This window comes from Belliella marina, from assembly GCF_042682445.1.
GTDB classification, from domain to species: domain Bacteria; phylum Bacteroidota; class Bacteroidia; order Cytophagales; family Cyclobacteriaceae; genus Belliella; species Belliella marina.
In genome coordinates, this window is record NZ_JBHUHR010000045.1 from 16,830 (window position 1) to 38,637 (window position 21,808).

A 21,808-nucleotide genomic window follows, 5' to 3' on the forward strand; every position below is an offset into this window, starting at 1 on the left:
AGCGATAGCTTAGGCTATCCCTCAAAAATTTGCCTTGTAACTGGATATTTCTATTGATTTTGACTTTGTGATAACAATCGAACTCAGGTTATTAGGCATTGTGAAAAAACGATGATTTTGGATATTAAATCTTAAATTTCAGATATTGATGGGAATCGGCTATTACAAATTATACTCAGAGAACACCTTCCCTCCAAATTGGGAACTGTCATATGCCGCCTCGACACAAGCCATGGTGTGGATGCAATCCTCCACAGAGTTGTCGGGCTGATAATTAGGGTCTTTGACAGCTTTCTGTATTTCAGCCATAGATCCTATGAATGCATGGGGAAACCAAACGCCTTCGATCTTTTCTTCTTTCCATTCATTTGCAACAGGGTCAATTTTACTGATCCACTCAAAACTATCAGCCACTCCAATAGGATAATCTTTCAACAGCCCAATCCCCAATTTGATAGCACCTTCCGTTCCTTCAAATTTGATGTAAGATTGTTGGTTTTTGATACCAAAATCATGTGCATGGTTGGTGCGGATATTGGCAGTCATCCAATCTCCATAATCCATGATGATGTTACTTCTGACCGATGCCAAATCAGCCATCTTTGGATGCTTGGTTGTTTTGGCAAAAATCCTCTTCGGATTGCCGACAAAGGATCTAACCATGTCAATGTAATGAATGCTATGGTAGAGAATTTCCACTCTTGGCAATTCATAGAGGAATTTCCAAAGATGCCAAGGTGTATATACATCGATATTGACTTCTATTTCGCATAAATCTCCAATTTTTCCCAAATCGATAAGCGCTCTAGCTTTTTGGATATTGGGAGCATATCGGAGTTGGAAATTGATACCTGCTACCAGCTTTTTTTTCCTACACAAGTTCAAAATTTCATTTGCCTGTTGCCAATTATTTCCCATTGGCTTCTGTATCAACACATGACTTCCATCTGGAATCTGCTGCAAAACAGCCATCACAGCATCACCGGGAACTGCGATATCATAAATCACTTTGTCACCAAACTTTTCAACCATTTCCGAAAGGGATTTGAACAAGTTGATTTGGTGTTTAGTGGCAAGATCCTCCGCCAAATTAAGGTTCAGGTCGGTAATCCCTGCCACTTGATATCCTGCCAACCCATATGCCGGAAGGTGTGCATCCCTGACAATCCCTCCTGCTCCAATGATACATATTGCGCTTTCCTTCATCTTTTTATTCCGCTAAATAGTTTCCAAATGTCAATAACAATACCGCCAACAGTAAGGTGAACATGGCAAAAACCAAGTAGTTGATCGTTTTCCTTTTGGCCATGGACCACTCACCCATCATCACGCCTGCCAAGGTGCTAAACATCACCAGCATGATCATGTGTACTGCCCAGCTGGTGAATTTATAATCTCCCATGCGAACATGTCCCAAGCCATAAAAGAAGAATTGGGCGTACCAAAGAACCCCTGTTAGGGCGGCCAATGCATAATTTCTTTTGAGAAATCCAGGACTCGAAATTTTGAATTCCGAAAAAGTTTTTTCCTTGAAATGAAGGTAAAAGCAATAAAAAAAGGTGGTGACAAATGCCCCTGTATTGGAAAAAATATAAATCACATTGCTTTGGTAATTTCCTGCTCCATATTCCAAAGCAACATCAGCGATGGGTTGTCCCTGATCGATCGAGAATCCATATAATGCCGACAATACACCTGCCAACAAGCACAATGGAAGCCCCTTTTTGATGGAAAAAGTGCTGCCGGTTTTTAGCCCTTGTACTTCCATGTTCATTTCCTTTTCCCTACCTGCCTTCCCGCACAATGCAATCCCAATAACACCCAAAAACATCCCCAAAGCAATCCATTCCGCTCCCGGACGGGCAAATACTTCATACAGTTCACCTTTTACAAATGGAGGAAGCAAGGTGCCAATGATACATGATATCCCAATAGAAATTGCATAGGTCAAAGAGAATCCCATGTACCGAATAGCCAAACCAAATGCTGTCCCCCCTACGCCATAGGCCATTCCCAATAAGAATGACTTCCACATGGCCTCACTGGGTGCTACCTGCAAGACCGTCATTAGCTGGGGAATGGTAAACCAAGCTACCAATAAAGGCAAGATCAACCAACAAACAAAAGCCTGTGCCAACCAATAAGTCTGCCATGACCAACCTACAACCTTTTTTTCGGGTGTGTAACACAATGAAGCAAAAGATGCCCCGACGGCATGTAGCATTACCCCTATGATGACAGTCATGATTGGATATTTTTTAAGTTGTAAAAATTCATGGCATTCTTGGCGAGAATCTTTTGAAGTACTGTTTCATCAGAGATCAATTGGTCGAAAACCGAAAGGTAATTCCCCCAAGTATGTTGGTAAGAGCCTGCAAGCAATGAAACAGGCCAATCCCCTCCACACATGCACCTATCTTCCCCAAAATATTCGAGAACTTTTCCCACACCATGGACAATATCTTCAGCTCCCCAAGCTTCCCCTTTTCCGGTAGCGGTTCCCAAACCTGATATTTTGGCATAAAAATTCTTGTTTCCAGAAGCTTGTTTCATCAAGTCTGACCAGAGTGCAAATTCCTGTGTATTTGGATTTGGTGGTTGGTTGCAATGGTCAAATATCATCTTCAATCCAGGTATTTTTTCTGACAATTTCAGAGCTGTTTTTAAATGGGCTGCATTTACCCCAACAAAATCATAACTTAATCCCTGCTTTTCGATCAACTTCAAACTTTCGATGACTTTCTCCTGCAAAAGCCATTCTGGATCAATTTCATCATGAATCAGGTGTCTGACCCCTTTTAACAAGGACTGCTTTGCATAAGAACTTTCAAGTTCGGTTGCTACCTTCTCCGGTTCCATCAATGGCAGCCAACCAACAACCCCTTCGATCCAATCCTGCTGTGATGCTACCTTCAACATCCAAACAGTGTCTTCCCGGTTATTCGAAGCCTGTACCAAAACCCCAGCCCATGATGCTTTTGGCTTTTTTGATCCGTTCAGTTCCTCCAGCGTGTATGTCCTGTTCAAAAGAGCCGGAGCACCTTCCAGCCAAGGGTAACTGATTTTTTCAACATCCCAGATATGGATATGTGTATCGATGATATGCATGTTTTTTTGGTTTAGGAGTGAGACGTGAGATATGAGATATGAGATCTGAGATCTGAGATTTGAGATTTGAGACACAAAGTGTCACGTCCTGAAAATAGTTGACACTTTTTTCTTTCAATTAGAGGATTTCAACCCTGTCTGCAACAGGCAGACCTTTCAGGGTTGTGGTATCAAACCATCATATCTATTCCCCGCATTTCATACGGGGCTAATAGAGGTTTAACCACTTCGTGGTTGATTTCTTGTCTCTTGCTTCTCGTCTCTTACATCTTGAATCTGAAAGATCAAAGATCGAATTCCTTGGATATTTCCTGCTGTTGTTGTCCCAATGTGGGGGCAGCTTTATTGCTGGTGAGTAATTGACCATTTACCCGGATGGGGCATCTGGTTGTTTTGATAGTCCCACCGTTTGAATGCTTCACATCCATTTCCATGTTCAATTGCCGATAACCTTCCTGTTTTCTCAATTGACCATAATCGAAGACTTCTGCGCACCAAATATCCGCTGGCTCCAATAAGTCCAGCCAATATTGGGTGCTCTTTCCTGTCAAATGCTTTGCTAAAACTGTCTTGATTTCATCCCTTAATGGAAACCAAGAACTTTTGTCCGTATACACTTCCAATTCCTTGCATCCCAAAAGCTTCCCCAAAAATGGAATATCCCCCATGGCTAAAGCCAAGTGGGCATCGGCAGTTTGGTAAACTCCATAAGGTGCCGCTACATAAGCATGGGCATGGTTATTTTCACACCTTTCTGGAAGGGATTCCCCATCATTGAGGAAAGTAGTAAACACTTCAAATTGATAATCCAAAGCCGATTCAAGCATATTTACCTCGACTTTTTGCCCCAATCCTGTATTCTCTCTTCTATACAAGGCAGCCAAAATCCCTTGTGCCAAATGTGTTCCAGCAAGAATATCAACTACAGAAACCCCCATGGGTGTTGGCGGAGCTTCTTTGGTATTGTTGAGGTAAGTCAATCCGGACAGTGCCTGTAGCAACAAATCCTGCCCTGGAAGCTTGCTCCAAGGCCCTTCCTCTCCATAGCCACTGATCTCTGCATAAACAATATCCTCTTTTATTGCTTTGATCGAATCATAGTCAAAACCCAATCGCTGCATTACGCCCGGTCTGAAATTATGCATCACAATGTCCGCTTGACGGATCAGTTTATGGATTTTCTCGATATCAGATTCACGCTTCAAATCAGCCACAAAGCTTTCTTTGTTTCTATTGATGGCATGAAATAAGGTTGAGTCACCGGCTATTTCTGTATCTGACACATAGAGTGTCCGGCAAATATCCCCTATCTCGGGTTTTTCTATTTTGATAACCCTTGCTCCCAAATCTGCCAAGCGTAAACTTGCCGATGGCCCTGACAGGAACTGTGAAAAATCCAATACAAGTATTCCCTCAAGTAGTTTCATGATCCGGTTCTTTTAAGTTAAAATCAGCAATGATCTTTTCCCTATCTGCTCCAAGTAAAGGAGCGGCTTTTGGTGAAAATATCCTCTTTCCATCAAGGCGAATGGGACACCTGGTTGTTTTTATTGTTTTGGAATCTGAGATTTTAATTTCTTGTACTGTGTTCAATACCTGAAATCCCGCTGATGCTTTCAGCGAATTCCAGTTTTTGACTTCGGTTGCCCAAAGTCCACAGCTGTTGAACTTTTCCATCCAATAACCAGAATTTTCATGGATCAAAATTGCTGCAATAGTTGCTTTGATTTCATCTCTTTTTGCAAACACATCAGACTGGCTAAATGCCGAAAGGTCTGGATTCTCCAAAGCCTTGTTCAAATCTGCAATGGGAATCATTGCCAATGCCAAATGACCATCTTTAGTTTGGTAAATGCCATATGGTGCACCTAGCAATGCATGTGCATGGTTGTTTTCAGACCTCTTGGGCTGTTCGTAATCGACAAAATAAGTCGTCAACAATTCAAACTGGAAGTCTATCAAAGACTCCATTAAACTCAATTCCAATTTCACACCTTTGCCAGTCCTCTTTTTCCTGAATAAGGCAGCCAAGATCCCCTGAACCATCTGCGCCCCACAAAATATATCTCCTATTGCCAACCCAAAAGGTGTAGGCGGATCACCGGCATTCCCACTTGTGTGCATCAATCCAGATATGGCCTGCACCAACAAGTCTTGGCCCGGTTTTTTTGCCCATGGCCCAGTCGATCCGTATCCACTAATTTCGGCATAGACAATTCCCGGATTCAACATTTGGGCTTTGCCATATCCCAAGTTTAATCTTTCCATAACTCCAGGTCTGAAATTATTAACCATTACATCTGCTTTGGAAATCAATTGATGGATGAAAGCCAAATCCTTTTCATCTTTCAAATTGGCTGTAAAGCTTTCCTTATTTCTGTTGATGGTATGGAAAAGCAGGGAATCATCGTCGATCCATTGGTTTTTGATTGGCAAGATCCTACAGGCATCACCAGTGCTTGGGTTTTCGATCTTGATCACCCGCGCACCCAAATCAGCCAATCTCAACCCCGCAGAAGGACCTGAAAGGTATTGGCAAAACTCCAAGACCAAAACTCCTTCCAAGGGTAGGTTTCCGGGATTAGGTGCTGTCTTTACATCAGACATTTTTGCTCTTTTTATAAATCTTATCTACTTTTTCCAATACCGCATCTGCATCCAATTTACCCATCAAAAAATCCCTGATTGGGTCTCCTGCATGATCTTGAAAATGGAGGTAGCCATGATACCGTGGACGGATGAAGCTTTCATCCAAAGTTTGTATTGTATTGGAGAAAAAATTTTGCGTCAGCAAATTATTCCTCTCGTCAAGCCAAGCCTTTCTATGTCCGGGCTGCCCGCCATTTGCTGTGTATTCATGTATTTGATTGGATTCAGAAACTATTTCCTGCGCATATTTCAAAGCCCAATCCTTGTTGGCACTGAATTCAGATACCGCAAGTCCAGTTCCCCCCAAAGTACTTCTGAGTCTTTGATTGTCTTTGTATTTCACCAAATTTCCATAGGTCAGAATATTCCTGGCATATCCCGGTCTGGAATAATTTGAGTAACCATAGGCAAAAGGGCAATACCAATAATCATCCGAGGAAGACATGATTTCTGCTACCTTGATAGGATTTGCATTGAAAAATTGTGGATCAAGCAAACCGTAAAATCCCCTCATGGTTTCCAAAGCTTTCAGTCCTGTATAATGATCTACAACTTCACGATCACTTTGAAAAGGTATCTGTCCATGGAACTGACAAAACATATAGAAATTCATCAGAAGATCAATCGGTATGGCTGGTGCTGCTACTTTTCCCGCTTTGGCCAGCTCCAAGACCCCTGACCAAGTGTCTGGAATCAAGGTCTTGTTTTTTTCAAACAAATCCTTCCTGTAACTCGCCACCGGTGTCGCAGCATCGATTGCCAAAGCCCACTGATGTCCTCCAAAAAAATAGCTGTCATGGGATCGCCCAACCTGGTTTTCTTGCTGGTTGATAAGGTATTCTTTGGGGAGGTGCCGATCCAAGGGAAGTACACATGAAGTCGCTGCTGCACAGCCCACCCATGGATGGTCGATGATCAACAAGTCATAGGATTTTGTCAATTCCTCGATGGGAAAATCCGCAAATTCCTGCAATGTCCTTTTCTTCCAAACTATCTCTACCTCGGGATTCAGTTCGTTGAAACGCTGTGCGTAAGCCTGCAAAGGAAGAAGTCCCCTACTATGTCCCCAAGTGATTCCTTTCAAAATGATCTTTTCCATGTTACGCTTTCACAGTTTTTTCTACCAATAGCAAATGCTCGCAAACCATCACCAATTTCATTTCTTGGTTGTAAACTTCTACCAATTCTACCACCAAGCCGTAACCCGGTTTTTTGTGTTCTTTCTTCTCTTTGATACTCACTTTGACTTTGATGGTATCTCCGATAAATACCGGAAGGATAAACCTAAGCCTGTCATAGCCATAAGACATGGAAACTTCATTGATAAATTGGGCGGTCATCCCTATGGCAACCGAAAATATCAACGTCCCATGTGCCAGTCGCTTTTTGAAAGGTTGGGTCTTGCACCATTCTTCGTCCATGTGGTGCGGAAAAAAATCTCCCGATTGCCCGGCATGCATCACGATGTCAGTTTCCGTAATGGTCCTTCCATAAGTCTCCCTGACTTCGGTCAGTTCAAATTCTTCAAAATATTTTTTGATAAACATGATTTTTGGTTTAGGTACATTAATTCAAGATTCGAACTTTTGCTATTTTTAATTTTGGTCAACAGTCCACGGTCAACTGTGGACTATTGACCGTGGACCGTGGACTTTATAATAGTCGGGATTCTGCCTTGACCCAACACTCTTTGGCTATTTTGTTCAATAATATTGCTTGCTCCCATCTGTCTCCTTCTTCATTATTCTTCCCATTAGGCTGCGGAAAGTCCCTGGCATAATAGATGGATGCCGGGAGCAATTCAGCAGTGAAACAAATGAAATCACCCGGTGCCGCCGATTTGAGAAATCCAAGAAATGATCGTGTCCACATTTCCTTAAAATGGGCAACAAAGTCCAAACCTTCCCCATTTCCAATATCAACTTGGATGCAACCCGGATTCCCGATCCTTCCATGTAAAAACCGCACCCGATCAAAAACAGGTTGGATAAAATCCCACTTCATCTCAATCCCTCCATACACCATCTCCTGCCCCGTGTACCAATGTGAAAAATCCCCATTGAAACGGATTTCAGGAAATCTTTCGATCAAAGCAACAGTTCGTTGCATATCTTGGGTGATAGTTGCTCGGTGAGTTTCGATGTAAATGGGAAAACCAAATTTCTGGGATGCATTCAAAACATCCGAAACCAATCTATCCATCCCCAAATCAGACTCTATCCCCCAACCCAAGTGGATCGTAGCACAAGCAAAACCTTGTTGTAGCCAATTGGGAATCAAACTGTCCAATTCTCCAACTTTGTTGATCCGGGCATGTGCTGTCAGTCCCAAGCCATATTTGTCACAAAGACTGGGAATCCCATCCTGAATCCCTTCAAAGCCAGCTGATTTGATCGCCTGATGTTTTTCTTCATCATCACCTTTGGGCCCTTTGGAAAACTCCGGCAATTCATTGCAATTCCCATAATTGATATCCAACCTCAAATACGGTTTCCTATCGCTGCCATCATTACAATTTTTTATCATTTTACTTTGCCTTAAATTTCAAAGATATGCTGCCCTTTTTCAATCCTTCGATCCACTGAGCCTGGGAAGACGGCCCTACCAAATCAGTTGCGTTGACCTTGTTCCTCACTGCCGGAATCACATCCAATACTGCCAAGCCTGTTTCGGGTAAAGTATAAAGCAATTTGTCCCTTCCATCCCTTGGTGTATAGACTCCCAGATAGTTTTCTTTTTGATCGGTTGACAAGTGAATCTCTCCTTCTGTAGTCTCAAAAACAGCCCATCTCCAATCATGGAAATAGCCTTTGAACTCAGGATAATCGAAAGTTTCACCCGGGATCGGGTCATTGTATTCATTTTCCCAAATATCAAATTTGGTTCCATGCAAACGGTTCTGCCAAACCCTGTAAGGACCATTGCCAAGCCATCTTTTGGATTTCACCAAATGCTCCGGGTAATCAAAAGCCAAACCCACCAACTCCACTACTCCATCATACTGGTAGGCATAGTCCAACTGAACCAATCCTCCCGGCTTGATGTGCCATGTCAAGTTTGCAATTGGTCCTTTGAAGTCTGTCCGAACCACAATATCTTCCCCTTCTTGGCTTACCTGAATCTGTTTCAGGGATTGCTCAAAGGCTATTTCCTTATAAATCCTATCCAAGCCTTTGTCGGCATCTTTATCTACATTTCCGTCCAAAGTCCTATCCCCTCTTCTTGCTGCCACAAACCTTGGTCCTTTGAATGAGAATACTTTTCCTGATTCTTTCAAAGAACTCAACGCTCCTGATTTTTTATCAAAAACCAATTCCAGACCACCGGAACTCACCGTGTAGTCGGTTTCATTTTCAGTCAAATCAACCTTTCCACTTGCCGCATTGAGGTAGGTTTCTGTTTTGTCCCAAGTGTATGACCAAGTCCAAAGCTCTTCCCCATTTGGATCCAATGCTTTCACATACAAGACATCCGTTTCTTGCCAGTTGCTTGGCCACTTTAATGATAATTCCCCCGACTCATGAGGTGCTACATCAGGCCCTTTGATACTGGTTTTCATCAAAACAGAATGTCCAGTCTGCCCAGATTCAGGAGCATAGAATTTACCCAGACTCCATTCGAAAGTACAATCCTTGAGATTGGTGAAATCATATCTGTTTTCTACCAATATCTTTCCATCAAAATCAGGCTTCAACACGGATTCCTGCATCAACATTACGGGAGACCAAACCTCCTTAATGGTATAAAAACTCCCCTCTTTTTCCATGTGAGGCCCAAGAATTCCATCTGCCGCATAATTGCCTTGGTTGTCTATCCGTCCATCTTGGTCTGTTCGGGAGATTCCTTCATCGGCAAAAACCCATAAAAAACCTCCTCCACTCCTTGGATGCTTCCGCATCATTTCCCAGTAATCATGCAAGCCAGCTCCATGTCCTCCATCATATAATCCATGCAAAAACTCCGTCGGCATAAAAATGTAATCACCCCTGAAATATTCCTGCATCTCACCGTAAGACCTGTAGTGCATGGTTTCAATTCCGCTGAGCAATTTCTGTGGATGGAGAACAGGTCTGTTTTGTGGATCCCATTTGGCAAATTCATCATCCAATTCGGTGTTCCAACCGCCTTCGTTTCCATTATCCCAAAAAATGACACTCGGATGATTGACATCTCTTGTCACCAAAGACTCCACCAAACCAATACCTACTTCCTCATCATAATGTCCATGCCAACCTCCTAACTCATGCAATACATACAAGCCCAATTCATCGCAAGCTTCCAAAAACTCCGGGTCGGAAGGATAATGTGACAAACGCACAGCATTCATGTTCATTTCCTTGATCAATCTTGCGGCATCATAATTCAACTCCCTGTTGAGTGTTCTTCCAGATTCTGGCCAAAAGCTATGTTTGTTCACCCCTTTCATCAATATCCGCTGTCCATTGATGTAGATCCCATCTGATTCCCTTACCTCAATAGTCCTGAATCCAAACCTGTCCGTGATCGTGTGGAGAAGCTTTTCTTGGTCATAGAGATCATAGGTAATGGTATAAAGGTTTGGCGTCTCGGCAGTCCAAAGTTTCACTTGGTCAAAATCACCTTCCAGCACGATTTTATCACTTCCCTGGGGAACAGTTCCTTTCAAAATTTGTCCGATATTCTTTCCTGAATTGTCTTGGATCTTTGCTTGGACTTGAAGTGGTTTTGGGCTGGCATCGCCCAAATAAATTTCTGATAAAAAATGACCGTCAGCTTTTGCATCGATGGCTGTTCGCTCTATGAATCGACTCGGCATAGCCTCCAAAAAAACAGGTCGGAAAATCCCTCCAAAGTTCCAATAATCAGCCCTTCTTTCCGCCAAATTGACCCCTGCATTGCTGGACTCTTTGGAAACGGTGACTTCCAGTAAATTTTTCTTCCCAAATTTCAGCAATTCGGTGATGTCATATCTGAACCTGTAGAATGCCCCTTGATGCTTGGTTCCAGCCGAACGTCCGTTGATTTTCACCTCCGTATCCGTCATCGAACCGTCAAAAACGATTCTGATTCTTCTGTTTTCCCAATCTTTAGGGATCTCAAATTCATACTTATACTCTCCAACTTCATCCGCTATCCCGTCTGGAAAAGCTTTTCCATAGAACTTAATCCCATATTGGTATTTTCCAAAACCCTCCTGTTCCCAAACTGAAGGCACATTGATTTTGCTCCATTCCCCAGCTTTCCGTCCTCCTGATATTTTAAACTCCCACTCCTTAGTATCCTGATAACCAGTCCCAGAAAGGTGTTGGATAATGGTCTGTTCCTTCTGGGATTGTGCATGGGACATCCAGGTAGGAATCGTCACAAAAGCCAATAGCAAAACCATCCAGCCGATTATTCGATTATCAATTTTTTGTATTTCTTTCATGTAGCCTTTAACTTAATTAGAACGATAGTCAACAGTATGCTGAGTACCTGGTGAAATATTGATTTGATAGGTATTGTTGCCCAAGCTTACCACTTCTCCAGTTTTGCATTTTGGCTTGGATTTACTTTTGAACTGAAGGATACCATTGCCACCTGCTGCATTTACAGCTATTTGCTTGGTGGAAATTTTAAGGCTGATATTGCCATGCGGAGTGGGGACTTCCCCTTCCATCCACTCCAAACCAGCCAAATTGGGTTCGATCAAATAAGTCTCGTAACCCGGACTTGTGGGCTTTACGCCCAAGTAGTATTTTCCAAAAAGATAAATAGGACTGGCTCCCCAAGCATGGCAAAGGCTTTTGCCATAAGGCCTTCCATACATTTCCAAATGCTCATCACCGGATTCCTTTGGATCATATTTTTCCCAGAATGAAGTAGCTCCCAAATCAAGCATTCCTCCCCAGTAATCCCTTATTTCATCCAAGACAAATTCCTGCTCGCCCATAGCACAGAGTGCTTCGAGTTCATAGAACCGCATGTAAGGTGTGGTGATTTTTTGGATATTGTCATTCAGCAAGACATGTTCCTTGACAGCTTTTTTCTGCTCTTCGGTGAAGTAATCAAAGAAAATGGCAAACATATTGGCATATCGGGTAATATTGTCCCTGACTTCCCCATCTACACGTTGGTGCATCAAGGCATTTTTTTCATCAGACCAAAACACCTCAAACAGTTTTTCCCTTAATCCATCTGCCAGATTTTGATATTTTCCTTTTCCCTCCAGATCACCTGCTATTTCGGCACTGATAGCCATGGCTTCCAAGCTTCTGGCCAAGAGCAATTGTTCAAAACTCACCTCTCCTTCTTTGCTAAGCCCATCCGCCCAATCTATAAACACCCAATCGCCAGGCAATCCCTGCATCATGCCTTCCTCATTTCTTCTTCCCAAACAGAAGTCCATCAAACTCACCATCCTTGGATAGAAATTTTTGATGAAATCGGCATCACCGGAAAACAGATAGTAATCGTAAATCCCAATAAACCAATACAGGGAGTAATCCATGATCGTATTAAGGTGTGAAGCTACGGGCTCTTTGCCCCTGAGTGCGAGCAAGGTCCTTTTGACAGATTCATTGTCAAAAAACAAATAGTAATTCATCAGATAACTCTGGTAGGCATCTCCTGACCAAATCCACCGATCTCTTTTGATTCCATCCAAGAAAAACTCCCTGGTATTCAAATGCATGGTATAGGCAGATACATCCCAAATCTCATTGAGCAATGCATCGGAACTCTTGAAAGCGCCATGATAGGTAACGGGCAAATATTCATACAACATGGAGACAGAATCATATTGGATCCCTTCACTTGGCTGAATCTGTACATACCTGAAAGCCATGGAATTTTCCAAAGTGAATTCTGCATCTTGACTTCCATCAAAATCCAACTCATCCAAGGTTTCACAAAAAGCTGAATCCATCGCTTCCTGCTCCGACTCTCCATAATACAAAGAGATATTCCCGGTACCCTTCAACCCATGAAAACGAATATATCCAAATGTTTCTTTTCCAAAATCCACCAATTCGCCTGTTTCGACTTCCTTGACAGCTTTGGCAAATTGGGGAGTAGTTTCCAATTTGAATTGTGAAGGCAATTGGTCTGGACTGTCAAAATCCCAGCTTCCTACCGCTTCCCAGGTCGTGCCTGATTGATCGGAAGCCTTACCGGTTTCGTCAATCCATTCCTTATCTTCAAAAGTCACCTCCCAAGTGTTGTCTGTGACCAAATATTCCCCATTGAGAAACAATGTCGGTACAGCTTCCTGGTTGTAAAGCTTGACGACAATGCTATGCTTTCCAGCTGGGATTTGCAGTTTTTTGGGACGTCCGTGAACCATTTCCCCATCAAGCTGCATTTTGAAATCACCTTCAGTAAAAATGGATATCTCATCAGGTTGCTCCAATTCAAAATCTTTCTTAAAAGTAACAAGGGCATAAGGGCTATAGTACCTCCACAGTGGGGGTAAAAACGCACCCCTTTCTGTCCTTCTAGCCTGCATTTTATTGCTGAGCCAGATCTCATAATCTCCTGGATACCATATCCACGTAGCTTTTCCATTTTTTTCCTGCGCAAGACATTCATTTGGGAAAAACAAAGAGACACTTATCAATAAAATGGCTGAAATTGTAATGCTTCGTATAATCATCATCATTTTTTCAATTTATTAAAACTCACAAAATGAACATCCACCATCATCCTGTACATTCCTGTTTTTTCAAGAATGACCATTAAATATGAAATACATTGCCACCATCACCACGATAAGTGCTGCCCAAAGCCACTTCACCTGTGAGGAAGTTTTACTTATTTTTTGGTATACCAAACTGCTTGGTATTGTGTCTCTAGGGCCAAATAGACTAATCAGTATAACCAATATTGAAAGGAAGATGAATATGTAAAAGGACAGCAATAAGAAATGAGGCCAAAATGGATAGTCCGCTTTTGGAAATACCCATAGGTATAAAATCCCCACACCAATACTAAGAATTGTTCCGAAAGTAAGGGTGAAATTGGCAGCTTTGGTGCTGGTCTTTTTCCATAAAACCCCAAACAAAAACACTACTGACATGGGTGGTGCAATGAACCCAAGTACAGATTGGAAGACATCAAATAGATTCAAACCCTTGATACTGTCAATCGCCAATGTCAAAAATATGGCAATCACCGCACCAACTACCGTCACTATCCTACCGATCCGGATGATACTCTTTTGGGAGGCTTCTGGTTTGTACTTTTTCACATACACATCCATGGTAAATACCGTGCTGAGGGCGTTCAGGGCAGAATCTATGGTACTTACCAAAGCTGCGATCAAAACCGCCATCACCAAACCAGTCATCCCGGCAGGAAATAGCTGGGTGACCATGGTCATATAGGCATGGTCTGGATTCTCCAGGTTGGGAAACAGGACAAAACACAGGACGCCTGGGATGATAAACAACGCTACATCCAAGATTTTCAGCCAACCTGTGAAGTTAGCTCCGAGTTGTCCCTGTTTCAGATTCTTTGCTCCCAAAACAGATTGTACCATGGATTGATCCGTACACCAAAACCAAACACCCATCACAGGATACCCCAGCAATATCGCCACCCAGGGATAATTGGGATCATCATTAGGCAAAAACAAATTCCAGTAGGATTTTGGAGTTTGGGAAATGATGACATCCATCCCACCAACTTTCTGCCATCCTACAACCACCAAAGCCAATGAAACCCCGATCAAAAGCAACATCTGAAATACATTGGTATAAGCGATGGCTTTGAGTCCACCTGCAATGGTGAAAAATGCTGCTATCATCAGCAAAATCAGGACTGAAAGCCAAAGGGGGATATTCAAAATCTGCTGGATCAAAATCCCGCCTGCAAATAGTGTCAGTGAAAGCCATGATATCAAAACGGTCACGATGGTGTACCAAGCCAATAGGTTTTGGGTGGAATCCCCAAACCTTTTACCCATGTATTCTGGCAATGTCTGAACCTTGGCTTGCAAGTACCTCGGTGCAAAAACTATCGTGAGGAGGAAGATGAAAATAAAAGCATACCAAGCAAAGTTTCCGGCGACTATGCCTGTCGTATAGCCAATACTTGCAGAGGCGATCAGCATAGATGGACCGACATTGGTCCCCCACATGGTCAATCCAATGCTCGGCCAGCCAAGGGAATTACCTGCCAAAAAGAGGTTGTCTTCGGTTGGTTGTTTATCCTTAAAACTCACCCAGTAGCCAATGGCTATCAGCACAATCAGGTAAGCGATCACCACGATGAAATCAAGGGTCGTCAACAATTCATAAATCTGCATAGGTTGGAATATTTTGGGTTTGAGTTGGTCTGCGGGAAACAGACTAAGGGTTGGGGTTACCCAATTAATCGGTTTGGTCTGTGAGACACAGACCAAGGTGATTGAGAGGTAGAAATAAAGTAGATATATAATTGAAATCCGACACGGTGGACAAGTCATGCCTTCGGCGAAATATCACAAAATGTCTAAACATGTTTCATTATACCTAAGAATTATTTCGTTACTGTTTTCCAAGTTTTAGAATTTTGGTTAATTCAGGTTTAAGCCAAATCTTTACTTGGAAGTGGCTTTAGTCGCTTCCCGTCTTCAATAATTGGATCTGCCCAATAAAGAGGTTTCCCATCTGCCTTTAAAATCGGTTCTGCGGAGTATTGAATCAAAAGGACCCTTCTGGATTTGTTGGTCGCATTGGATCCGCTTCTATGGAAACAGGTACTTGAAAACAAAGCCACATCTCCTGCATCCAAAATGGCAGGTACGCCGGGATTGTCACCGAAATAGCCGATTTTGTCATTTGTGCCTTCCTGAAGGACATGCTCAATCCTGTTTTTGGTTCCAGCATCTTTGTAGGGAAGCAAATAAACCGTCCCGTTTTCCTCTGTCACATCATCCAATGGTAACCAAATCGACAAGTATGGCAAATGCTCAAAATCCAGATAGCCCGAATCTTGGTGCCAGGAAAAAGTCATCCCCTTGTCAGCCGCTTTTACGACAAACTGCTCCAAAAACAAATAGACATTTTCCCCCAAAATTTTTCGCGTGATTTCCTCCAATTCAGGTCCGTAAATCAGATCCTGCATGGCTTTGCTGTCTTTGTACCTCAAAGCAATGAAATAGCGCTTTCCCTTGTGGTTGATTTCATCAACTTCTACCCCTTTGCGATCCATTTCCAGATCTTTTTCAAGCATAAACTGCTGACATGCGTCTCTCAAACGCTCAATCATTTCTTTTGAAATGACATTTTTTACAATACAAAAGCCTTCCTCCTGAAATTGCTTTAATTGATCTTCCGAAATTTTAGTATTCATGGTATTTATGGTTGTTTATTATGATTATCCTTGAATGTCACTTTAAGCTTATCAGGGAGTCCGTTGCGGATAATCGACAACGGTCGACAGACAACTGTCAACAGGTTCGACAGCAAGATTTTTACAAACGACTGATAATCAATTAGATACTCGATTTGTTTTAATTGGGCTTTTTTAAATGACTACCCAATCCATAGGTATTGATGATGTCCTCAAGCTTTTCTGGCTTGCCGCTCAAGAGTGATTTTTCCATTGCCTTGAGCAAGACGATTGTCCCTATGCCTTCCTTTAGATCTGGATAAGCTGTGAAGCCCTCCTGGATACTTGTGGCAAAATGCTCCAGGTAATTGTTGTACTCTCCTGCATGATGGCTTTTTCCTTCAAACCTGAAATAGTGCTTCGATTTATGCTCCCAAGTGATCACTTGTTCTTCCCCTTCGTTGGTGGTGATGGCATAGCGAAGCTCCATGTAATCCCCTTGGCTACAACCTTTTGTTCCCCGAAGAATGCAACTCATTTCACTATCTCTTAATGCTGGCTGAACAGGTCCTGTGTAGGCTCCCGACACCCTTGCAATCCTTCCGTCCTTGGATTTGAAGATAAAATGCATGGTATCATGGTTTTTCAAACCACCCTCCAGGCCATTTGCCGAGAGCATTCCATAGCCCATCACTTCGTCAATCTCAGGCAAATACCAGCGGATAAAATCAACGGGATGGCTTAGCCCCCCAAATAGCCATTTGAAAGAGGATTCCAAAGCCCAAGGTTTGTTCAAAAACCACCTATGGTCAGCATGATAATAAGCTTCGATGGTAATCAAATCCCCAATCAAGCCTTTTTGAAAATCTTCCCGCTGCCGTCTCATGGGCTCAAAAAACCTACTGCTCTGACCAACAAATAACCTGACTCCCTGTTTTTTTTGCAATTCCAGCAATGCTACTGCTTCTGTCAAATCATCCAATAAGGGTTTTGTGCAGACCACATGCTTGCCATGCTCCATTGCCATTCTGATATGTTGGGCATGAAGATGGTCTGGGGTATAGATGCCAATCGCATCTATCGCAGGATTGCTGAGCATTTCATGGAAATCGGTGGTGTAATGGTGAAAATCGAACTCCTTGGCCCGCTGTTTACACAAATTCAAGTTGATATCACAAATCTGGACAAGCTCAATATTTTCACTGTTGAGCGAAGCCGAGATGGTACTTCTCCCCTCTCCGAGCCCCAATATTCCCAATCCTAATTTTCTATTTGCTTTCATTTTGAATATTTTTTTAAATCCCCAAATACTTCCAAATACCTTCAAATTTGGAATCTATGGTAAGTGTTTCGCATTGATCCATTTGCATTTCATCTGTGTTTGAGACTGGTTTGGTATAGATCGGCAGCACTGCACCATCCTTCACCCAAACAGGCATATCTTCCAATGACCAAATTCCTTGCAACCACTGCTTTCCAGCTACTTTTTCACCAGTAAAAAAATCAACCCAATCTCCTTCAGGGATATATACTTTTCGATTGCCTTCATCATTCATGATGGGTGCCACCAAAAAATCATCTCCAAAATAGTATTGGTCATCCAAGTGCCAGACTGTTGGGTCATCCTGATGATGTAACAGCAAAGCCCTAAGGACTGGATATCCTGTAATTGTACTCTGCTTGCTCGTTTTCAGAATATAGGGAATCAAGGCATAGCGCAATTTCCACCAGCTTCTCACCAAATCCGCAATCTTGGGATAGAAATATGGTTCGCGCTTGGAAGTGCCATGGTAGCGGATATGGGAAGAAAACACACCAAACTGTGTCCACCTTGCATACAAACCATCCGGAATAACTCCATTCATGAAATTAGGCAATGAATGAAATCCGGGTACATCGTGGCTCCAAAATGCAAATCCTGAAAGTCCCAAATGCAAGCCACCTTTCAATGATCCAGCCAGACCATCCCAAGTAGCTGCAGCATCCCCACCCCAGTGCAAAGGATAGCGTTGACATCCTGCCCAGCCTGCCCTTGCCCAGACAATCCCATCTCCTGTTACTTCTTTGGTGATCTCATAAGCTGCCTTTTGGTAAAGCAAACCATAGAGGTTGTTGAGTAATTTGGCATCCATTCCATGGTATTCGGCATCCATGTGGATTTCTTCACCAAAGTCCGTCTTGATGCAGACAACTCCCATTTCAAGAAGTTCTTTGAGCAGGTTTTTGTACCATAGGATGGCTTTGGGGTAGGTGAAATCAATGGTGCCTGCATAATCCAAAGCACTGAAATTTGACCCCTCCTGTTTGCTGATTTTCAGAGGTGAGCCAAAGTATTTGTTATCTTTTGCTTCATCATGTTGGGCTGCTTCCTTTGCGATATAAGGCATTTGCCAAAGGCTTACTTTGAAACCATTTTTTCGCAATTTTTCTATAAATCCAAGGGGATCCGGAAACCGCTCCAGATTGAATTTCCATTCACAAAGCCAATCCGTCTTGAACCAACCTGTATCCAAATGGATCACATCACAAGGAAAATCTTCCCTGCGCAAACGATCACAAATCCCATACACTTCCTCTGCTGAGAAATAGGTCATTTTGCTCATCCAAACTCCAAAACTCCACAATGGAGGGAGGCTGGGAAAGCCTGTTATCTTTCGGTATTGATGGAGAATTTCCTCTGGTTTTTCTCCCCCGATCAAGAAAAAATCCAAATGTGGTTCCTCACTTAAAATCTGTACACTTCTGGTAGAATGGTCGGCAATTGAGAATTTACAATATGCCGAGGTATGCAAAAACAGCCCGTACATTTCACTGGAAAGGTAAAATGGTACATTCTTATAAGTTCTTTGGTTGTTTACTCCCTGCCCATCTTGGTTTTTCATCTGAAGGGTTTTTCCCGAAAGGTCCATTTTGGAAAAGCGCTCACCTGTACCGACAAATTTCTCCCCGGGTTTGGTATGGAAGGAAACCGTCATCGCCTGCGTCAAACCACCCTCTTGGATGTATGCCAATCCATAAGCATCCTGTCTGGCAGGGAAAAACTGATCGAAACCATGCATTTTGACCTCTTTTTTCCCATCGGGATAAAAACACATTTCCAAGGTCTCCTGTGGCTCTGGCAACAATTCGCTCCAATGGTCTATTGGATGTGAACCCAAACTGAATTTTGCCTTGACCTGGTGCTTCGAATCAAGGACTAGCCAATCGTTTTGGGTTTTCTCAACCGATAATGGCATCCTCTCCAGATCAGGAGCTATCTGCAACATCTCCGAATTCTGGAAAACACCGTTTTCTTCGCCAATACCAATTCTCAAAATTTTCTCCCCCAAAGCTTCAATATATAGTTTTTTCAATACCTGTGGAATCGCTAAATCCGCACCCGTATCATTGGAAGGGGTTTGGCATTGGAAAGTAATGGTTACTTCAACCACTCCCTCAACCGCCTCAATTTCTACAGGCTTCCCAGCCCTCCACAATCTCTTTGGCTGGTCTTCCGGTTTTTCATTTGGATCAAAATCCAAAAAATCAAACAGTTGGTAGTTTGTCCTATTCATTTTTTGTGATGGGTTGTGATTGTTCGGATTTTTTCCACTCAGGGTATTTAATAGATGAATTCTAGATTCTAGCTAAGATCTGCCAGATTTTCTCTCTATTCATCTGTTTTTTAATTGATTGTATTCACCTATTTTTCATAATCAAGCCTGGCAGGTCTTTTTTCTAACCAAATTGATTTATTTGTCCAATATGCTTTGGTATGCCGGTTGGATACCTGCCTTGTTTTTGATTTCATCTGATACTTGTGGACCATTGTTTTTCCATTCATTTCCCGGACCGGGAGTATTCGAGAAAAACTTGTCCCGCTCCGTCCAATTGTCAATCGCCCTGATATAGGAAGACCCTTCATCAAAATAGATATATTGATGGTGATGCCTCATATGTGGATAAGGCGCATCAATCAAATCATAGATTACATTCTCACTTATCTCCATATTTGGTTGGGCTGAAAGGGTATAAATCCCTCCCACATCATACATTTGCTTGGCAAATCGGTGGATTTTGTTGGCATGGATCCGGTTGTTTTTGGAAGCTGAAAGTGTTTTCGTCCAGCCCCAACCCACACAGATTCCGGAGTAGTTGACATCCACGACTTCATTGTACTCTATATTGATATCATGGGCGAAGCCAATGCTGATTCCCACACAGCCCCAATCTTCGTTGGTAGCATCGGTGATTAGGTTGTTTGAGATTTCTGCAAAACCTACCAATTCTCTGCTATCCTGTGGATTATAAGGCAAATGCGCCTCAAATGCATGGCTACCAAAAAAACCTGCTTGGATTCCTGTTCCTCCAATATCCCTAAAAACATTCCCAATAATTTTACTGTGCTGCACTCCCGATACCAAGTCCAATCCAGTAGCTGCTACATGTTCAATTTTACAGCCTTCCATGGCAAAATATCTTGCATTGGCAACTTGAACGGCTGCTGTCTGTCTGCCAATCCATGCTTGGTTTTCCAATTTGGCTTTGTCAGGTGTTCCGGGTTCTTTCAAAGAATAGGCCTCCATGATGTACCAACCAGCTTGCAAAGGCACATGTCCAGCCATTGATGGACGCATCCAACCTGCATGTTTGAAAGTGAGGTCTTTGAAACCCACATGCTTCACAGGATGATCCAAAGTACCTTCGATCTGTACAATAGTTTCGAGGGATGGAACTACCGCATCGACATTGGACATGTCTTCACCCTCTTTTGGCCAATAGTACAGCAAACCGTTTTTGTGGTCTGCATACCATTCCCCTGGCTTATCCAATAATTCAACTGCTCCCTGAATAAAGAAAACCGAATTGCCTTCGTACTCTTTCTTATCATCTATAAATGGCGCAGGCCATGGATGTTCGAATTCGATAAGGCTTTCAGGCTGGTGGAATGTCACTTTGGAACTGTCCCCAAAAGCTTCCATAGATTTGATTCTCAGGTTGGCGATCGCCCACCATTGGTGAATAACCAATTCGGCATCATTCAGATTTCCAAACTTCACTTTTGGAGTTGGAATCCACATTTCCTGCTTTTCTTTGTCTATGGCTAAGATTCTCTCAAGTTTGGGTGCATCAAGATTCGAAGCTCTCACAGCTTTTTGATCATTGATATAGAGCTGTCGGAATGCCACCTGATTCCCAGCTTTTCGAGGAATCGGTGCAACCCAGAGTTTGTTTTGGGCAGCTTTGGGCAGGCCTGTAAGTTTTGAAGTATTTTTTTTCCATCCAGTAACCTTCTCTCCACCGGAAATCACCGGTTTTGAATCCGGTGCTGCCAAGATCCATGTTGGGCTTGAAGCTGTGCCGGAATCTTCAGGTCTGATCTGTAAAGTTTCGTCCAAGCTGTAAGTTCCATTCTGTAAATAAATAAATATACCGCCTTCAATAGAGGGGTCATTCAGTCTTCTCAATTCCCTTGCTTTCCTCAGTGCTATCTGCAATGAAAGCACAGGGCTTTGTTTGCCGCCATCATTGAGGTCAGAGCCATTGGCAGCTACCCAAATCTCTGCCCCATTGGTTGGAAAGATTGAGAATAAGAGAAAAGTAAAAAGGAAAATCTGTGTCAGACGTAATTTATTCATGACTTGGTCTTTGGTTATTTTGGTTGATTTTGATTGATCAAAAATGATTTGATCATCAGAATACTTAATATTAGGGGTATTGGAGATTTGTGGCATCCTGTACTTTCCAGTCAATCCGGATAGATAGTAGATATCATAGCAATTGTAGTTGCTTTGATATC

General features: G+C 42.6%; 15 protein-coding genes. All 15 read right to left on the bottom strand.

Features of this window, described 5'->3' with window-relative positions:
• Positions 1 to 162 precede the first annotated feature (162 nt).
• On the bottom strand, positions 163 to 1,206 hold the full coding sequence (locus ACFSKL_RS17115) for a Gfo/Idh/MocA family protein (RefSeq protein ID WP_376887620.1): 1,044 nt from the start codon (positions 1,204 to 1,206) through the stop codon (positions 163 to 165).
• Between the two features lie 4 nt (positions 1,207 to 1,210).
• Positions 1,211 to 2,245, bottom strand: a complete 1,035-nt coding sequence (locus ACFSKL_RS17120) for an L-rhamnose/proton symporter RhaT (RefSeq protein ID WP_376887621.1) — start codon at positions 2,243 to 2,245, stop codon at positions 1,211 to 1,213.
• Positions 2,242 to 3,108, bottom strand: coding sequence for an amidohydrolase family protein (locus ACFSKL_RS17125; RefSeq protein WP_376887623.1), 867 nt, complete (start codon positions 3,106 to 3,108; stop codon positions 2,242 to 2,244). The genes ACFSKL_RS17120 and ACFSKL_RS17125 overlap by 4 nt, the downstream gene beginning before the upstream one ends.
• Before the next feature lie 284 nt (positions 3,109 to 3,392).
• A complete protein-coding gene (locus ACFSKL_RS17130) occupies positions 3,393 to 4,535 on the bottom strand; it encodes a CaiB/BaiF CoA transferase family protein (RefSeq protein ID WP_376887625.1) in 1,143 nt (380 codons plus the stop codon).
• Entirely contained in the window at positions 4,522 to 5,715 is a 1,194-nt protein-coding gene (locus tag ACFSKL_RS17135; RefSeq protein ID WP_376887627.1) for a CaiB/BaiF CoA transferase family protein, read from the bottom strand. The genes ACFSKL_RS17130 and ACFSKL_RS17135 overlap by 14 nt, the downstream gene beginning before the upstream one ends.
• Entirely contained in the window at positions 5,708 to 6,856 is a 1,149-nt protein-coding gene (locus ACFSKL_RS17140; protein WP_376887630.1) for an ABC transporter substrate-binding protein, read from the bottom strand. The genes ACFSKL_RS17135 and ACFSKL_RS17140 overlap by 8 nt, the downstream gene beginning before the upstream one ends.
• Position 6,857: 1 nt before the next feature.
• Positions 6,858 to 7,304, bottom strand: a complete 447-nt coding sequence (locus ACFSKL_RS17145; RefSeq protein ID WP_376887632.1) for a MaoC family dehydratase — start codon at positions 7,302 to 7,304, stop codon at positions 6,858 to 6,860.
• A 106-nt stretch (positions 7,305 to 7,410) separates the two neighbouring features.
• On the bottom strand, positions 7,411 to 8,283 hold the full coding sequence (locus tag ACFSKL_RS17150) for a hypothetical protein (RefSeq protein ID WP_376887633.1): 873 nt from the start codon (positions 8,281 to 8,283) through the stop codon (positions 7,411 to 7,413).
• Position 8,284: 1 nt separating this feature from the next.
• A complete protein-coding gene (locus ACFSKL_RS17155; protein ID WP_376887635.1) occupies positions 8,285 to 11,164 on the bottom strand; it encodes a glycoside hydrolase family 2 TIM barrel-domain containing protein in 2,880 nt (959 codons plus the stop codon).
• A gap of 12 nt (positions 11,165 to 11,176) precedes the next feature.
• Entirely contained in the window at positions 11,177 to 13,375 is a 2,199-nt protein-coding gene (locus ACFSKL_RS17160) for an alpha-L-rhamnosidase-related protein (protein ID WP_376887637.1), read from the bottom strand.
• Between the two features lie 63 nt (positions 13,376 to 13,438).
• The gene (locus ACFSKL_RS17165) at positions 13,439 to 15,022 is read right to left on the bottom strand and encodes a sodium:solute symporter (RefSeq protein WP_376887639.1); all 1,584 of its coding nucleotides are present in this window, start codon (positions 15,020 to 15,022) and stop codon (positions 13,439 to 13,441) included.
• A 260-nt stretch (positions 15,023 to 15,282) separates the two neighbouring features.
• A complete protein-coding gene (locus tag ACFSKL_RS17170; protein WP_376887642.1) occupies positions 15,283 to 16,050 on the bottom strand; it encodes a phytanoyl-CoA dioxygenase family protein in 768 nt (255 codons plus the stop codon).
• Between the two features lie 160 nt (positions 16,051 to 16,210).
• On the bottom strand, positions 16,211 to 17,311 hold the full coding sequence (locus ACFSKL_RS17175) for a Gfo/Idh/MocA family protein (protein WP_376887644.1): 1,101 nt from the start codon (positions 17,309 to 17,311) through the stop codon (positions 16,211 to 16,213).
• A 13-nt stretch (positions 17,312 to 17,324) separates the two neighbouring features.
• On the bottom strand, positions 17,325 to 19,583 hold the full coding sequence (locus ACFSKL_RS17180; protein ID WP_376887647.1) for a glycoside hydrolase family 31 protein: 2,259 nt from the start codon (positions 19,581 to 19,583) through the stop codon (positions 17,325 to 17,327).
• A 177-nt stretch (positions 19,584 to 19,760) separates the two neighbouring features.
• Positions 19,761 to 21,647, bottom strand: a complete 1,887-nt coding sequence (locus tag ACFSKL_RS17185) for a right-handed parallel beta-helix repeat-containing protein (protein WP_376887649.1) — start codon at positions 21,645 to 21,647, stop codon at positions 19,761 to 19,763.
• Positions 21,648 to 21,808: the final 161 nt, after the last annotated feature.

Excerpts from the sequence above, each read along its gene's own strand:
- ACFSKL_RS17150 (WP_376887633.1), bottom strand. The coding sequence starts at position 8,283 with ATGATAAAAAATTGTAATGATGGCAGCGATAGGAAACCGTATTTGAGG.
- ACFSKL_RS17155 (WP_376887635.1), bottom strand. The coding sequence starts at position 11,164 with ATGAAAGAAATACAAAAAATTGATAATCGAATAATCGGCTGGATGGTT.
- ACFSKL_RS17185 (WP_376887649.1), bottom strand. The coding sequence starts at position 21,647 with ATGAATAAATTACGTCTGACACAGATTTTCCTTTTTACTTTTCTCTTA.
- ACFSKL_RS17180 (WP_376887647.1), bottom strand. The coding sequence starts at position 19,583 with ATGAATAGGACAAACTACCAACTGTTTGATTTTTTGGATTTTGATCCA.
- ACFSKL_RS17160 (WP_376887637.1), bottom strand. The coding sequence starts at position 13,375 with ATGATGATGATTATACGAAGCATTACAATTTCAGCCATTTTATTGATA.
- ACFSKL_RS17120 (WP_376887621.1), bottom strand. The coding sequence starts at position 2,245 with ATGACTGTCATCATAGGGGTAATGCTACATGCCGTCGGGGCATCTTTT.
- ACFSKL_RS17165 (WP_376887639.1), bottom strand. The coding sequence starts at position 15,022 with ATGCAGATTTATGAATTGTTGACGACCCTTGATTTCATCGTGGTGATC.
- ACFSKL_RS17125 (WP_376887623.1), bottom strand. The coding sequence starts at position 3,108 with ATGCATATCATCGATACACATATCCATATCTGGGATGTTGAAAAAATC.
- ACFSKL_RS17170 (WP_376887642.1), bottom strand. The coding sequence starts at position 16,050 with ATGAATACTAAAATTTCGGAAGATCAATTAAAGCAATTTCAGGAGGAA.
- ACFSKL_RS17175 (WP_376887644.1), bottom strand. The coding sequence starts at position 17,311 with ATGAAAGCAAATAGAAAATTAGGATTGGGAATATTGGGGCTCGGAGAG.
- ACFSKL_RS17140 (WP_376887630.1), bottom strand. The coding sequence starts at position 6,856 with ATGGAAAAGATCATTTTGAAAGGAATCACTTGGGGACATAGTAGGGGA.
- ACFSKL_RS17115 (WP_376887620.1), bottom strand. The coding sequence starts at position 1,206 with ATGAAGGAAAGCGCAATATGTATCATTGGAGCAGGAGGGATTGTCAGG.
- ACFSKL_RS17135 (WP_376887627.1), bottom strand. The coding sequence starts at position 5,715 with ATGTCTGATGTAAAGACAGCACCTAATCCCGGAAACCTACCCTTGGAA.
- ACFSKL_RS17130 (WP_376887625.1), bottom strand. The coding sequence starts at position 4,535 with ATGAAACTACTTGAGGGAATACTTGTATTGGATTTTTCACAGTTCCTG.
- ACFSKL_RS17145 (WP_376887632.1), bottom strand. The coding sequence starts at position 7,304 with ATGTTTATCAAAAAATATTTTGAAGAATTTGAACTGACCGAAGTCAGG.